Here is a 14,848-nt window from a genome sequence, read left to right on the forward strand (position 1 = left end):
CTGCAATAAAGTTGAACCATACCATAAGCAATCGATATGTCTATATTACTGATTACAATTATTATTCTTGCGATAGGCTTTGATTTTATTAACGGCTTTCATGATGCAGCCAACTCTATTGCCACCATCGTATCTACAAAAGTACTTACACCTTTTCAGGCCGTTGTGTGGGCAGCTTTTTTTAACTTCCTCGCTTTTTTTATTTTTAGTGATCACAGTGTTGCTAATACCGTGGCTAAAACAGTTCATGAAGGTAGCTATGACCTTTACGTAGTATTGTCAGGAGTTATTGCTGCCATTTGCTGGAACCTGCTGACGTGGTGGTACGGCATTCCATCTTCTTCATCACATACATTAATTGGAGGATTTGCTGGTGCTGCTGTTGCTCATTCAGGATTCAGTGGTGTAAACTGGTCTTTGGACGGAGGTATAAGCCTTACTTTACTTTTCATCTTATTGGCGCCAATTGTTGGAATGATCATTTCTATATTCATCACTTTAGTTACCATACAGAAAAATTTTTGGCTTAAAATATCAATTATAATTGCTGTTGTTGCAAGCTGTTTGATATTTATTAACTTCAAAAAGCCTTTCGAATTTTGGGCGCTCCTGGTGTTAGGGGTAATCTTTATTGCTTCTTATTTTTATAATTATCTGAAAGGAGAAAACGCCTATCGCACGGCTAACATGTACAAAAGCCTGCAGTTGGTTTCATCTGCCGGATTAAGCATTGGTCATGGCGGTAGTGATGCGCAAAAAGTTATGGGTATTATTGGGGCAGCAATGGTGGCAGGACATTATATACCCACAATTGCAGACATACCAGTGTGGGTTCCTTTTGTGTGTTACACTGCAATAGGTCTTGGCACCATGAGCGGAGGTTGGAAGATTGTAAAAACAATGGGTACAAAAATAACTAAAGTGACGCCGTTGGAAGGTGTTTGTGCAGAAACAGCCGGAGCAATAACACTTTTTGCCGCGGCTAATCTTGGTGCACCTGTAAGTACTACACACACAATTACGGGTTCTATTATCGGTGTGGGTGCCACAAAACGTCTTAGTGCTGTTCGCTGGGGTGTTACGGTAAGTCTTATATGGGCATGGATTCTTACTATTCCTGTGAGTGGATTGCTCGCTGCCGGCATTTATTCTCTCATTAAGCTTTTCATATAACAGTTATGTAGCCAAGTTTTATTTATTTTGCAGCACCAAAATAAGCGTATGCAAAAAATTCTTGTTACAGGTGGCTGCGGTTATATAGGATCGCACACAGTTGTTGATCTTATAGAAAACGGCTTTGATGTTATCTCTATCGATGATAATTCCCGCTCCACTACCTACCTGATAGATGGGATTGAAAAAATTACCGGGAAAAAATTAAAGAACTATAAGGTAGATCTCAAGAATTTTGATGAAACGCTTGCTGTTTTCCAGGAAAACGAAGACATAACGGGCGTTATACATTTTGCGGCTTACAAAGCTGTTGGTGAATCTGTTGAAAAGCCATTAGACTATTTTGAGAATAATCTTTTTTCACTTATTAATCTTCTTAAGTGCGTGAAAGAATTTTCTGTACCTAATTTTGTTTTCTCTTCATCCTGCACAGTTTACGGCAATCCCGATTCTATACCTGTTACAGAAAAGTCTCCCATAAAAAAAGCAGAATCGCCTTATGGTGCTACCAAACAAATGGGTGAAGATATCATACAGGAATTTGCAAGGGCAAATAACACTAAATCTATTTTATTGCGCTATTTTAACCCGGTTGGCGCTCACCCATCAATTTTACTGGGCGAACTGCCACTTGGAAGACCGCAAAACCTTGTACCAGCCATTACACAAACGGCTATAGGTAAAATACCACAGATGAGCGTTTGGGGCAATGACTATGATACCAGAGATGGCAGTTGCGTCCGCGATTTCATCCACGTTTGCGATATAGCACATGCACATACCCTGGCATTGCAATATTTAATGGAAAACAGGAACGAAACCATTTGCGATGTTTTTAATTTAGGAACAGGTAATGGTGTAACTGTACTAGAAGCGATAAAGGCATTTGAAAAGGTTAGTGGTGTAAAACTTAATTATACTATTGCTCCTCGCAGGCAGGGAGATGTTATTGCCATTTATGCCAATAATAATCATGCGGTAAAATCTTTGAACTGGAATATAAAATACGATCTTGAAGATATGATGCGCAGTGCATGGGAATGGGAACTCAAAATAAAAGAGGACGAAGAATTGATAAAGAAACAAAATCCGGTACTGAATTAGCTTTTCAAGAATTTGATACAGACTGTAGTATTTCATGGTATCGCCTGTTGTGTCACTCACTTGGGCGTTCAGCATAAAAATCAGCAATGTGAAAGGTTGAACTAAATGTACAAGAGTGCGACGCAACAAAAGCATAATCGAAGTGCAAAAGCTGGGCTCAAAAATATTAAACAGAACAACTAAACAACAACATACATTATGCTGAAAGACATTCAGGTTTTAAACGAAAAAGAAACACGTGGCGGCTTCGGGGAAGGCATTTATGAAACAGGTAAGAAAAATGAAAAGGTGGTAGTGCTTACTGCAGATCTTGCAGGCTCTCTTAAACTTGGGCCATTTATAAAAGATTTTCCGGGGCGGTTCGTACAATGCGGTATTGCAGAAGCCAATATGATGGGCATAGCAGCTGGTTTAACTATTGGAGGCCACATTCCATATACAACAACATTTGCAAACTTTAGCACAGGCAGGGTTTACGATCAGATTCGTCAAAGCATTGCCTACAGCGGAAAGAATGTAAAAATTTGTGCAAGCCATGCAGGCCTTACGCTTGGTGAAGATGGTGCTACACACCAGATATTAGAAGATATAGGTTTGATGAAAATGTTGCCGGGTATGACTGTTATTGTACCATGTGATTTCAATCAGACTAAAGCTGCAACAATGGCAATTGCAGATTATGAAGGGCCTGTATACTTGCGTTTTGGAAGACCTAAATGGCCCAATTTTACCAAAGAAGATGGAAGCGATTTTGTAATTGGTAAAGCACAGGTTTTGGGCAAAGGAAAGGATATCAGCATTTTTGCCTGTGGTCATCTTGTATGGAAAGCGATAGAAGCAGGAAGGATCTTGGAAGAAAAAGGATACACAGTTGATCTTATTAATATACATACGATAAAGCCTTTGGATGAAGATGCAATAATTGCATCTATCACAAAAACTGGTTGTGCCGTTACCTGCGAAGAACATAATATTCTTGGTGGCCTGGGCGAAAGTATAGCCAGGGTCGCATCGCATCACAAGCCTATACCAATAGAAATGGTTGGCACTAAAGATACTTTCGGCGAAAGTGGCAAACCTGAGGAATTACTGAAGAAATACGGGTTAGACACCCCCGATATAATTGTTGCTGCTGAAAAAGCAATGGCCAGAAAAAAATCATAAAACGAAAATTTAGTTTAAACCTTAGTTATAAAAACTCATCTTTGATAGAGATGGGTTTTTTAATTTCATAGTCTAAAGCAAACTCTGCATGCATGCTGAAGATAAAGAGCTTTTACACGAATTCAGGCAAACTGAAACGAAAGAAAAAGCATTTACAGCGATTATAAAAAAATACCAGGAGAAACTTTATTGGCACATCAGGAGAATGGTTATAGATCATGACGATGCAAATGACGTACTCCAGAATATGTTTATAAAAGTTTGGAATGGGTTAAATAATTTTCGTGAGGATAGCCAATTATACACTTGGCTCTACCGTATTGCTACAAACGAGTCTCTTACTTTTCTTGAGCAATCTAAGAAGAGAGCTTCTGTGAGTTTAAGTGACGTAGAAACAGGGCTATCAAATAAAGTAATTGCGGATAAAAATTTTGATGCTAACCGTTTGGAATGGAAGCTACAATTAGCAATACAGCAATTACCTGAAAAGCAAAGAGTTGTATTTAATCTTAGATATTATGATGAAATGCCCTACGAAGAGATGAGTCGTATTCTGGAAACAAGCGAAGGAGCGCTGAAAGCAAGCTATCATCATGCAGCAAAAAAGATCGAGGATTATATCAAAAATAATTAAACCTTTTTTTGACTCCACAGTCTAACGAAATGTTAAAATGTCAAATGTTCAAAACATATCAGAAGAGTTAAAGCAAATAGCCCCGGCCGTTGCAAACCTCGTTAAAAATAACCCATACTCCGTGCCTATGGGTTATTTTGATAACATTGCTGAAAATGTTATGAAACAAGTTCTAGAAGTGCCATCATTAGTAGAGATACGTACATTAAAAAAGCAAACTTATACTGTTCCACAGGATTACTTCCAGGGATTGGCAAACAATATACTTATCAGAATTGATAGCATACAAAGGGAAAAACATTCAGAAGTTTTTGATGAATTGGTACATGTAACACCTCTGCTAAACACAATAAGCAAAAGAAATATATTGTCAGTTCCGGATGATTATTTTGATAATCTGAAAGTTAAACCTTTTGGAGAAAATAAAGAGCCTAAGGTTATTTTGATGAGTGCTACAACAACTGTTAGAAAATGGATGACTTATGCTGCTGCTGCATCTGTACTATTTATTTTATCAACAGCTTCGTATGCATACATTAATCATCACTTAAAGGGTATTGACAAATCTCTTACTATTGGGCAAAGGATGGCGACACTTAAGGATGAAGAAATTATCAATTACCTGCAGAACGATCTTGGTGATTTTGATCCAAATACTGCTACTTCCACTGATAATGACCCGGATATTAACCACATGCTGATTAATGCAAGTGATGCTGAAATTGAGCGATACCTTGATACTGAAAGTGATAGCGGTGAAGAAATTATTAAGGGGATTTAAATAGCATTAAAGATGAAAAAATTTTTTATTATTGTTTCTTTATTATTTTTAGGTAATTATATTTGTGTCGCTCAGACACAATCAATCGATAATTCAAATAAGGCTGAGGATGTAACGGTTGCTTATATGACAAAGGAGTTAAACCTTACTCCTGATGAATCAAAGAAGTTTTGGCCAGTTTATAATAATTACTTTAACGAAATAAGGCAGGCTAAGGCTACCTATGGAAATGATGAGGTTGCCTTTGAAGAAAAAAAATTACAAATAAGAAAAAAATACCAAGGTCAGTTTAGAACTGTATTGAATTCGGATAAAAGGGTTAATAAAGTATTTGTTTCAGAGAAAAATTTACGGGATCTTTTCAAAAAAGAATGGCAGGACAGGCAAAGACGTAAAAGGCTGCCGGGTATTCAGCAACGACTTCCTAAAAATGGAGGTGTCAAATCAAGAAAAGTAAACTAATTTAAATAGGTGTTTTTCATAGGTTAGCAACGGCCAGCTCTTTCCAGGGCGGGCCTATTTTTTTGTCACCTATAAAAGAAAACAAAAACCAGAACTCCTTTTATATTTTATATCCTGATTATAAATAACAAACCCCGCATTTATGCGGGGTTTGTTGCTCCCGAAACTGGACTTGAACCAGTGACCCTCTGATTAACAGTCAGATGCTCTAACCAACTGAGCTATTCGGGATTAATGCATTTTCCTTTTGGGGTTGCAAAAATAGGTTTTTTTTATTTCCGGCAAAGAATGCTGCAAAAAATATTATGCTCGGTTATTGCATCACATTTTAGAAAAAAATAATGTGCATTGTGAATAAGAATTTATTGTTTAATAATTCCAACTGTGGAATTTCATAGCATCGTCCCTTGCATTGCAAGCACTTCATCAATATATCTTTTTTATCTGCTAAAAGTTCCTTTCATAATCAGAACGATGAAAGGATTGCGACGCAACGAAGATCAATCAGGGTATAAAAGCTGGTATCATAATTATTTTTACACTTAATCCCAATCAAGTTAAATTAGGTATTTACCTTGCTAATGCCCAGCTATAAAAAGCTAAATAACTTTTTCTCCTCCATACCAATATAAACACCATCTTCACGAACTTCAACAGGATAGGTCTTTAAAAAATATCCTTCACCAGTTATATTATGTCCGTTTACCATATTGAACCTGTAATGGTGCAGCGGACAAACAATATTCCCTTGTGCATCTATATGCCCATCAGATAATATACCGCCTGCATGCGGACAATTATAACTACAAGCCAGTAGCTTTTCTTTAAATTTTCCAATAGTTATTTTCTTTTTATTGGCAATAGCTACAATAAGATTATTGTTGTTAAAATGTAATTCATTCTCGGATTCAGCAATTTTGTACCAGATATATTTTGGTTCACGCATAATTATAGAGTTGAAATAAATTTTGTTATCATATACGGTAAATAATTTTTTAAAAATGGATATGCATTACAAACGCTTAATACTGTAAATCATTACAGGCGGGTCAAGTGACTGATCATATTCAGGAGCATCATAAATAGCATGCACAACATTCATACCCCTTACTACTTTTCCAAAAGCAGCATAACCTTGTTTATCCTGATTATTATCACCCCCGTAATCAAAACCGGGCTGATCGCCAACACAGATAAAAAATTCTGCTCCTGCCGTGCCTGGTGCTGCTCTGGCCATAGATATTACACCATTCTTATGTAGGATCTTAGTTTGATTAGTAGGCTCATGCTCAATACCCTTTAATGAAGAAGCCAGTTTATAATTGGTTTTCCAAATACCGCCTTGTATCAATTCGGATTTTGGTGCGTTTGACGGCTGGTTATCATCAGTGAGTACTCTATAAAAAGAAGCATTATTATAATAGCCAGAGTCAATATAAGACAGAAATGCTGCAACGGTTTTAGGGCCTGGTCAGGGTAAAGTTCGATTTCTATTTTACCAAATTTTGTTTCTATTTGTACATGAGGATTTTTATAAACAGGCGATGAACAGCCCACTGATAATAATAGAAATATATAGAGGTACCTAACCACTATCCAGATATTTGGATTAAAATAAATAATGAATATTGAAGATAGTCAATAATCATTTTACTAACGCCCCTGTATGTTAAAAAGGGGCCTGGCTTATTAAAAAAAGCGAAGCCATTTTCAGACTTCGCTTGTGGGCCCACTCGGGCTTGAACCAAGGACCCCCTGATTATGAGTCAGGTGCTCTAACCAGCTGAGCTATAGGCCCGGTATTCCTTTTGCAGGAATACTTTGGGAGCGCAAAAATAGAAAAAATAGCATACTTTCCAAGAATAAAAAGTTTCGACCTTAGTTTTGTGCTATGCAACAATTCAAAAATATCATCTTCGATCTTGGTGGCATATTCCTTAATATTGATTTTGCTAAAACAGAAAAAGCATTTACCGATCTTGGCATAACAAATTTCAATTCCTTCTTTACACAACATCACGCTTCCGATCTTTTTGAAAAGCTGGAAACCGGGCATGTTTCACCTGAAGAATTTTGTACAGCATTTCGAAAAGAGACAGGCATGCAACTTTCAGATGAGCAAATAATAACAGCCTGGAATGCCTTACTTCTTGATTTTCCTGTTGAGAGAATACACTGGCTGCAGCAAATAAATAAACGGTATAAGGTTTTTCTTTTCTCTAATACCAATAAGATACACTATGATGCTTTTGTAGTAAGTTTTTTTGAACAAACTGGCCTTACTGACTTTAACAGCAATTTTATAAAGGCTTATTATTCCCACGAAATAGGATTGAGAAAACCTTACCCGGAATCTTTTCAATATATTATCGATGAACAAAACCTGCAGCCAACTGAAACACTTTTTATTGATGATACCTTTAAAAATATAGAAGGCGCTAAAGCGGTAGGATTGCAGACTATCCATCTTACACACCCCAAAACGGTGCTCGAACTGGAATTATAAATATCTATAAAAAAAGAACAGCGGCTAGAAAACCGCTGTGATTGTGTCAGCATATAACCCCCAATGAGATTCAGTTATAATTGCACATGAGAGAACCATAACTGCCACACAAAGATGCAAACCTTATTAAGTCTGTACAAGGTGGTTTCTCACCAAAATACATGTGATTTTTCACATCTTATTTTGTGATTTATACCTGCTTAAGATCCAGAAAATGATGTTATATTGGTTCCTCCTTCGGGTTACTTACCGTTAAAACACAGATATAATCGGGTTTTTTTCACATTGCAAATAATTATACTGTAGAATATCTTGTAGTTGTATTAATACAGGTACAAAATTTCTTAACCATTAAACCTATTCCCTATGCCACTCTCCGGCGATACCGTTACGTACCCTAAAGCGGTTCAGGAAATCAAAGATTATTTGCTGGTACACGACAAATTGAAAGATTCATTAGACACATACCTCCCAAGTCCAACGCCAGGTTCTAACCTGGAAAAGATGAAACAATTCTTCATGTCAGACAAGCTTTCATTTGCTTTTAAAAAAGAACATATCGATGAATTGTTTAGCACCTACACAGATGCAAATGCCATACGCATCTATTTTGGGTTAAACTCCGACGGCACTATACCTGAGCCAACTATTATTATTACTGCCTGCCTTGTATCACAAAATGGCCAGGGCGATATAATAACAGCAGTTAACAAAACAAGCACTACCAGCAGCGTACCTGCTAAACAATATCCAAAATCAATAAGTCCAAAGTCTGGTTACAACCAAACCAACTTTGATTTAGCTGACGATACTTTTTAGGTTGTAAAAAAAATTTTTGAGCCATACAGATGAATCGATATTAAACATCGTTGCGTCGCACTCTTGTACTTTCTGAAAACGCTCAACAGTTAATAGAGAACAAACCGTACAAGAGTGCGACGCAATGATGATGCTCAAAGCTGTAAAAGCCGGGTAACAAAAAATATCTGTTTTGAAAGATAGCAGTAGTGTAAAAACATACAAGTATGTAAGAATAAGTTGAATAAGATTCGCGTCACGGCTCTGCAAATTGCTGTATATTTATTTCAATGCATGACGGCGCAATCAATTTCAAAATGGCAGTCTTAACCAGCCTTTGGAAAAATTTTTTTTATGTCTGATGTTCTTTCAAAAATATCAGCGTATTCCATACTGCTGCCTATTGTTGTAGGGCTTTTGTATTTCAGACAGTTTGATAAAAATGCACGTATCATGTTCATTCTGATTTTGCTTGCCGGTGTGCCGCAGCTTGCATATGGGTTCTTTCCGGAACCTAAATACAATGCATTTAATTTAACATTGAGAAATTGTTATTCACTCGCAGATCCATTAGTCTGGAGCATTCTTTTTTTCAGGAATATCAGCAATAAAAAGCTCAGGAGATTGGTCGCATTCATACCCTTTGTACAAGTAGCACTTTGGCTTTACCTGATAAGTATAAAAAAAATTGACCATGTTCTTTTTAAAGAAATGATTTGCGCTACAAGTGTAATACAGGTATTATGGGTTACGGTATATTTTTATGAGCAATACAAAAGCTATGAAATATCGAGGATAGAAACCAAACCATTGTTTTGGTTTTGCCTGGGAATATTAATATATGCACCAACCACTTATTTCCTTTTCGTTTTTTACGATCAGATACATGATCCGCTTTCGAAAAATTTTAATTTGTGGAACATACATAGTGTTATAAATGCATTGATGTACTGCATTATTTCTGTTGGCTTTTGGGTAAATAAAAAAAATGAACTCAATATTTTGTAAATGCACTTCTTTGAGATCAATAAAATTGCTTTAATTATTGGAGGCGTTGCACTCCTTTCTATTCTTGTGGTATTCATCATTCTTTTTATTTCTCTCTATCAAAAAAGATACTACACCAACCTAAAAGAAAGGCAGGAACTGCAATCAAGTTTTCAGCAGGAGCTGCTTAAAACACGTTTGGAAATACAGGAAGAAACTTTTCGCAATATAAGCCAGGAAATACACGACAATATTGGACAGGCATTGAGCTTTGTAAAACTTAATCTTAACCTGGTTGATCCACACAATGCTTCATTGGTAATAGATAAATTATCAGAATCTAAAAACCTGCTTACAAAAACAATACAGGACCTCCGGGACCTGGCACGCAGCCTTAATACAGATTTTGTAAGTGAGATAGGTTTGCAGGTTGCTATTGAACAACTATTGCAGATACTCGACAAAACAGGACAATACAAAACTTCTATTCTTGTTGAAGGCATTGTATTCAAAAACAATGCACAACGCGAACTGGTAGTTTATCGCATTGTGCAGGAATTGCTCAATAATATTGTGAAACACGCTGAAGCCAGCGCTATTGATATAGAAATGCAGTATCTTTCAGAAAGACTTATTATTACAGTAAGGGATAATGGTAAGGGATTTGATATAAGCACTGCACGCTCCGCAGAAAATAAAAACAGTCTTGGCTTGCGCAACATGGCAAACCGTATGAGTATGATAGGTGGAACAATAGAGATATCCAGCATCACCGGCAGTGGCACTAAAGTGCTTATGGAATTACCAAAAACTTCTTTACTTTAATTATAAACACCGGCATTACAAAAACAACCTGGCTGAAAACTAACCTCCCAAAAATGATTTACTCCAATCCCGCTTTTCGACGCATGCCGTTAGAAAATAATGGTGCACAAACTTACACTGTTGCACTTGCAGACGATCATGTTTTGATACGCAATGGTCTTGCAGGTCTTATCAATAGTTTCCCTGATTACAAAGTGTTATTTCAGGCAGCAAATGGTCAGGATTTTATTGATCAGCTTCCTTTGCATGATCTGCCGCATGTAGCATTGCTTGATATTAACATGCCCAAAAAGGATGGCTACGAAACCGCTAACTGGATCAGGCATCATCATCCATCGGTAAAAATTCTTGCATTAAGTATGTATGATAATGAAAATTACATTATCCGCATGTTAAAGAATGGGGCAAAAGGTTATATTCTAAAAGATGCAGAACCTGCCGAGTTAAAGCTGGCGCTTGATTCTATCATACATAAAGGTTATCATTATTCCGAACTCGTAACGGGTCATCTTATCAACACCATTAACAAATTTGATGAAGATCCTAAAGCAAAAACCGCGCTGCTGCTTAGCGACCGTGAGCTTGAATTTTTACAATACGTATGCTCTGAATTAAGTTACAAAGAAATTGCTGATAAAATGTTTCTCAGTCCACGCACCATTGATGGTTACAGGGATGCCATGTTTGAAAAATTAAATATCAAGACAAGGGTTGGACTTGCACTTTATGCCGTAAAGAATGGCATCGTAAATCTTAATAATAAATCTTAGTTGTTTACCAGCTTCCTCCCATTGGGCATCGACTGTTGTGTCACTCACTTGTACGGTCGGAACAATATTGAACAACTAAAACTCTTTGCTTGTTGCTTTGTTGCCTTTTATTGAACAGTACAAGAGTGCGACGCAACAGGCGATGTTATAAAATACTTTCGCCGGGTTCATAATAATTCTTCCATCACATTTAAGAAAGAGTAATTGCATTTTCAGTTATATTGCCAGCTTCAAAAAAATCAGCACATGAGAAAAGCGTTTATACTGCTTGCCGGTATTGCATTCTACGCAGTTAATGCATCCGCACAATTGAAAGAATTAACAACAGATCAAATGTTGAGGGGGAATACAAAAGGCCTGCTCAATGAACTGCCAAGAGTTGGTGGATGGAAAGATGATACGCATTATATTCTTTATAAACCACTCGGCGACAAAAAGTATGATACGGTTTTGGTGGATGCAAAATCAGGGAAAGAAATGCATTACACTGCGCCTGTTGAAACGAAGGCAAGTGTAAGTGTAAAAGAAAATGACATTGTATATAAAGCGGCAGACGGGACGGAAAAAAAATTGACCGATAACAAGGACGAAGAAAAAAATCCAACACTTTCTCCGGATGGAACTAAAGTTGCCTTTACAAGAAAAAATGACCTCTATGTAATAGACATTGCCACTAGTAAAGAAGACCGCTTAACAACAGATGGAACCGACTTAATTTATAATGGCTGGGCAAGCTGGGTTTATTATGAAGAAATATTAGGCAGGTCATCACATTACAGGGCTTTCTGGTGGAACCCTGACAGCAAACGCATTGCCTATATGCATTTTGATGACAGCCAGGTTCCTTTATTCCCAATTGTTGGGGCGGATGGTCAGCATGGATATATTGAAAACACAAGATATCCTGAAGCAGGTGATAAAAACCCTGAAGTAAAAGTTGGCGTTGTTGATATTACCAGTAAGCAAACAGTGTGGAGTGAGTTTAATGAAAAAGATGATCAATATTTTGGAACTCCTTTCTGGGCACCTGATGGCTCTTCTCTTTGGTTACAGTGGATGAACCGCAATCAAAATCACTTGGTCGTTTATGCAATTGATCCTGCAACCGGTGCCAAAAAATCTGTGTATGATGAGCAACAAAAAACATGGGTTGATTGGCTTGATGATATTCACTTTCTTGCCAACAACAAAGGATATATAATACAAAGCGATAAGAGTGGCTGGATGCATATTTACCAGTATGACATGAATGGTAATTTGATAAAACAAATTACTGATGGCAACTGGACCGTAAAAGATATCGTTAAGTATGATGAACCCAAAGGCATCATCTGGTTTACAGCACGCAAAGAAAATTCTGCACGTTTTGATTTGTATAAAATAAAAATGGATGGCACAGGTTTACAGCGTTTAACTTTTGGTGAATACACACATGCACCTAATGTTTCTACCAATGGCTCTTACTTTATTACAACTTATTCAAGTGTCAGCTCTCCAACACGAATGGCATTGGTAGATACAAAAGGAAAAATAAATATAATAGCAGATAGTAAAACTGAAGAGCTGGCTAATTATAATATTGCCAAAACATCCTTGCTGCGTGTTGCCACACCAGATGGTTTTGAATTGCCTGTATTGATCACGTGGCCATTGAATATGGATAGCAGTAAAAGATATCCTGTACTCATCAGCATCTACGGCGGACCTAATGCAGGCACTGTGTATGATGGTTGGAAAGGTTTGGGCCAGGCACAATGGTGGGCAAAAGAAGGATTGATACAGGTATCTATCGATCACAGGGCATCAGGACATTTTGGAAAGGTTGGTCAAAATTATATTTACAAAGACCTTGGTAACTGGGAAATAAAAGATTACAGTGAAGTAGTAAAATGGCTGGATGCAAAATCTTATGTAGATAAAAACAAGATCTGCATTACAGGTTTCAGCTATGGTGGTTATGTAACCTGCATGGCATTAACACGCGGCGCTGATTATTTCACACATGGTATTGCAGGTGGCAGTGTTACGGACTGGGCGTTGTACGATTCCCATTATACAGAACGTTATATGGGCTTACCATCTGAAAATGTAGAAGGCTACAAAAGCAATTCAGTATTAACTTATGTAAATAAATATAAAGGCAATCTTTTTATTGTGCATGGAACAATGGATGATAATGTACACATGCAAAACAGTTTGCAACTCATAGCAGCTTTAGAAGATGCGAAGAAAGACTTCACGATGATGTTCTACCCCGGCGGCCGTCACGGATGGGGTAATCTCAAAGATCGTTGGGCGCATTTCAACAATGAGAAAGCAAAATATTATTACAAATACTTATTAGAAAAACCAGTTCCAAAAGAAATATTGCAATAGTATTTATTCTTAGGTGCTACTGTAGTACACAGTGGGCGGCCTCAGAAAAAAGGAGTTAAGAAATTTTCGGAATGGAGCGTTAAACAACGAAGATGCTAAGTTATAGATAAAAGATATTTATAAGTCATAGCTGAAAAATGAATTATTGCTACATAGTAATCTTCTTCGTTGTAGCGGAATGAAGAAAATTTTAGCCTTTTTTCTGAAGCCTTGACCTTTTTTGTTACTTTTTTGTGTCAAGACAAAAAAGTAAACAAAAACACCGCTTTAAAGACATCAATAAGAAGAAGTAAAACAGGCCGCAAAATGCAGATTTTGCGGTTTGTTTTTTTATCTTGGATATTTGCCGTTAATTTACCAACACACAAATAATTACTATGCTGTATTCAATGACGGGTTATGGGCGTGCAGAGCAAACAATCAATGATAAAGTGTTCCTGGTAGAAGTGCGTTCGCTGAATGGTAAGCAGTACGATATACGGCTTAACATGCCCGGCCTTTTGAAGAGTTTTGAAATGGACATTCGCGGCATGCTGAACGAAGGCCTTGTGCGAGGTAGCATTGAATGTAATATAAGTCTCAAACAGAATGGCTCATCAAAACCGGTATCTATTAATACTGCATTGCTAAAAGCATATTATGCGCCGGTTATGGAAACGGCCAAAGAACTCGGGATCGGTACAGAAAATATTTTAAGCGCTTTGTTGAAATTACCGGAAGTGGTTTCTCCAACCAATGAAATGCTCAGCGATGATGATTGGAACGGTTTCCAAAAAGTATTACAACAAGCAATTGACCAGTTAAATGAACATAGAAGAGATGAAGGCAAATCAATGGAAGACGATCTGCTGGCACGCATACAGAATATAGAATTTCAGCAAGCCATCATCGCACCGCTTGAACCTGCAAGAAGAGAAAAAATAAAAGACGGCTTGAAAAAAGTGTTGGAAGAAAATGTAGGCAAAGAAAATTATGACCCCAACCGTTTGGAGCAGGAACTCATTTATTACATTGAAAAGATCGACATCAGTGAAGAGCAGGTGCGTTTAAAAAATCACTGCGATTATTTCCGCACCATCTTAAACGAAAAGGAAATAAGCAAAGGCAAAAAGCTTTCCTTTATTTTGCAGGAGATAGGCAGAGAAATCAACACTACCGGTTCCAAAGCTTATGATTCCACCATTCAGAAATGCGTGGTATTAATGAAAGATGAACTGGAAAAAGCAAAAGAACAGATCCTCAATATTCTTTAAACTTAGTTTGAACCA

The 14,848-nt window shown here is 37.2% G+C and carries 15 protein-coding genes and 2 tRNA genes; 13 read left to right on the plus strand and 4 right to left on the minus strand.

Translation table 11 applies throughout. The features are described 5' to 3' along the window. Nucleotides 1-36: 36 nt before the first annotated feature. The 6 genes from FRZ67_RS13190 (at nt 37) to FRZ67_RS13215 (ending at nt 5,318) form a co-directional block, all read left to right on the plus strand. A complete protein-coding gene (locus tag FRZ67_RS13190) occupies nt 37-1,173 on the plus strand; it encodes an inorganic phosphate transporter (protein WP_147190016.1) in 1,137 nt (378 codons plus the stop codon). Nucleotides 1,174-1,221: 48 nt separating this feature from the next. Next, a complete protein-coding gene (gene galE, locus FRZ67_RS13195; RefSeq protein ID WP_147190017.1) occupies nt 1,222-2,277 on the plus strand; it encodes a UDP-glucose 4-epimerase GalE in 1,056 nt (351 codons plus the stop codon). Nucleotides 2,278-2,475: 198 nt separating this feature from the next. Next, a complete protein-coding gene (locus tag FRZ67_RS13200) occupies nt 2,476-3,441 on the plus strand; it encodes a transketolase family protein (RefSeq protein WP_147190018.1) in 966 nt (321 codons plus the stop codon). 88 nt (nt 3,442-3,529) lie between these two features. Then, a complete protein-coding gene (locus FRZ67_RS13205) occupies nt 3,530-4,075 on the plus strand; it encodes an RNA polymerase sigma factor (protein ID WP_147190019.1) in 546 nt (181 codons plus the stop codon). A 160-nt stretch (nt 4,076-4,235) separates the two neighbouring features. Further along, nucleotides 4,236-4,856, plus strand: coding sequence for a hypothetical protein (locus FRZ67_RS13210; protein ID WP_147190020.1), 621 nt, complete (start codon nt 4,236-4,238; stop codon nt 4,854-4,856). Nucleotides 4,857-4,868: 12 nt separating this feature from the next. Next, complete coding sequence (locus FRZ67_RS13215; protein WP_147190021.1) at nt 4,869-5,318, plus strand: hypothetical protein; 450 nt, start codon at nt 4,869-4,871, stop codon at nt 5,316-5,318. A gap of 157 nt (nt 5,319-5,475) precedes the next feature. Here the strand turns inward: FRZ67_RS13215 and FRZ67_RS13220 are convergent. From FRZ67_RS13220 to FRZ67_RS13235, 4 genes are all read right to left on the minus strand, one after another. Next, nucleotides 5,476-5,549 (minus strand) — tRNA-Asn (locus FRZ67_RS13220). A gap of 358 nt (nt 5,550-5,907) precedes the next feature. Continuing rightward, nucleotides 5,908-6,264, minus strand: a complete 357-nt coding sequence (locus tag FRZ67_RS13225; protein ID WP_147190022.1) for a Rieske (2Fe-2S) protein — start codon at nt 6,262-6,264, stop codon at nt 5,908-5,910. A 66-nt stretch (nt 6,265-6,330) separates the two neighbouring features. Next, on the minus strand, nt 6,331-6,762 hold the full coding sequence (locus FRZ67_RS13230) for a peptidylprolyl isomerase (RefSeq protein WP_225975595.1): 432 nt from the start codon (nt 6,760-6,762) through the stop codon (nt 6,331-6,333). A gap of 280 nt (nt 6,763-7,042) precedes the next feature. Continuing rightward, a tRNA-Ile gene (locus FRZ67_RS13235) sits at nt 7,043-7,116 on the minus strand. 93 nt (nt 7,117-7,209) lie between these two features. Here FRZ67_RS13235 and FRZ67_RS13240 point away from each other — a divergent pair. The 7 genes from FRZ67_RS13240 to FRZ67_RS13270 all read left to right on the plus strand — a co-directional run bounded on the left by FRZ67_RS13240 (nt 7,210) and on the right by FRZ67_RS13270 (nt 14,833). Next, the gene (locus FRZ67_RS13240) at nt 7,210-7,824 is read left to right on the plus strand and encodes an HAD family hydrolase (protein WP_147190023.1); all 615 of its coding nucleotides are present in this window, start codon (nt 7,210-7,212) and stop codon (nt 7,822-7,824) included. Nucleotides 7,825-8,190: 366 nt separating this feature from the next. After that, nucleotides 8,191-8,643 (plus strand): hypothetical protein, encoded by a 453-nt coding sequence (locus FRZ67_RS13245; RefSeq protein WP_147190024.1) that lies wholly within the window; start codon nt 8,191-8,193, stop codon nt 8,641-8,643. Nucleotides 8,644-8,976: 333 nt separating this feature from the next. Then, nucleotides 8,977-9,630, plus strand: a complete 654-nt coding sequence (locus tag FRZ67_RS13250; RefSeq protein WP_147190025.1) for a hypothetical protein — start codon at nt 8,977-8,979, stop codon at nt 9,628-9,630. Further along, entirely contained in the window at nt 9,631-10,434 is an 804-nt protein-coding gene (locus tag FRZ67_RS13255; RefSeq protein WP_147190026.1) for a sensor histidine kinase, read from the plus strand. 53 nt (nt 10,435-10,487) lie between these two features. Beyond that, entirely contained in the window at nt 10,488-11,204 is a 717-nt protein-coding gene (locus FRZ67_RS13260; RefSeq protein ID WP_225975335.1) for a response regulator transcription factor, read from the plus strand. 246 nt (nt 11,205-11,450) lie between these two features. Continuing rightward, nucleotides 11,451-13,580 (plus strand): S9 family peptidase, encoded by a 2,130-nt coding sequence (locus tag FRZ67_RS13265; protein WP_147190027.1) that lies wholly within the window; start codon nt 11,451-11,453, stop codon nt 13,578-13,580. A 377-nt stretch (nt 13,581-13,957) separates the two neighbouring features. Continuing rightward, nucleotides 13,958-14,833, plus strand: a complete 876-nt coding sequence (locus tag FRZ67_RS13270) for a YicC/YloC family endoribonuclease (RefSeq protein WP_147190028.1) — start codon at nt 13,958-13,960, stop codon at nt 14,831-14,833. The last annotated feature ends 15 nt before the right edge of the window (nt 14,834-14,848 follow it).

Source organism: Panacibacter ginsenosidivorans, from assembly GCF_007971225.1.
In the GTDB taxonomy this organism is placed as follows: Bacteria; Bacteroidota; Bacteroidia; order Chitinophagales; family Chitinophagaceae; genus Panacibacter; species Panacibacter ginsenosidivorans.

Bases quoted from the DNA above. Each gene is read 5' to 3' on its own strand.
- FRZ67_RS13245 (WP_147190024.1), top strand. From the start codon at position 8,191: ATGCCACTCTCCGGCGATACCGTTACGTACCCTAAAGCGGTTCAGGAA.
- galE (WP_147190017.1), top strand. From the start codon at position 1,222: ATGCAAAAAATTCTTGTTACAGGTGGCTGCGGTTATATAGGATCGCAC.
- FRZ67_RS13265 (WP_147190027.1), top strand. From the start codon at position 11,451: ATGAGAAAAGCGTTTATACTGCTTGCCGGTATTGCATTCTACGCAGTT.
- FRZ67_RS13250 (WP_147190025.1), top strand. From the start codon at position 8,977: ATGTCTGATGTTCTTTCAAAAATATCAGCGTATTCCATACTGCTGCCT.
- FRZ67_RS13215 (WP_147190021.1), top strand. From the start codon at position 4,869: ATGAAAAAATTTTTTATTATTGTTTCTTTATTATTTTTAGGTAATTAT.
- FRZ67_RS13240 (WP_147190023.1), top strand. From the start codon at position 7,210: ATGCAACAATTCAAAAATATCATCTTCGATCTTGGTGGCATATTCCTT.
- FRZ67_RS13270 (WP_147190028.1), top strand. From the start codon at position 13,958: ATGCTGTATTCAATGACGGGTTATGGGCGTGCAGAGCAAACAATCAAT.
- FRZ67_RS13190 (WP_147190016.1), top strand. From the start codon at position 37: ATGTCTATATTACTGATTACAATTATTATTCTTGCGATAGGCTTTGAT.
- FRZ67_RS13225 (WP_147190022.1), bottom strand. From the start codon at position 6,264: ATGCGTGAACCAAAATATATCTGGTACAAAATTGCTGAATCCGAGAAT.
- FRZ67_RS13200 (WP_147190018.1), top strand. From the start codon at position 2,476: ATGCTGAAAGACATTCAGGTTTTAAACGAAAAAGAAACACGTGGCGGC.
- FRZ67_RS13260 (WP_225975335.1), top strand. From the start codon at position 10,488: ATGATTTACTCCAATCCCGCTTTTCGACGCATGCCGTTAGAAAATAAT.
- FRZ67_RS13210 (WP_147190020.1), top strand. From the start codon at position 4,236: ATGAAACAAGTTCTAGAAGTGCCATCATTAGTAGAGATACGTACATTA.
- FRZ67_RS13205 (WP_147190019.1), top strand. From the start codon at position 3,530: ATGCATGCTGAAGATAAAGAGCTTTTACACGAATTCAGGCAAACTGAA.
- FRZ67_RS13255 (WP_147190026.1), top strand. From the start codon at position 9,631: ATGCACTTCTTTGAGATCAATAAAATTGCTTTAATTATTGGAGGCGTT.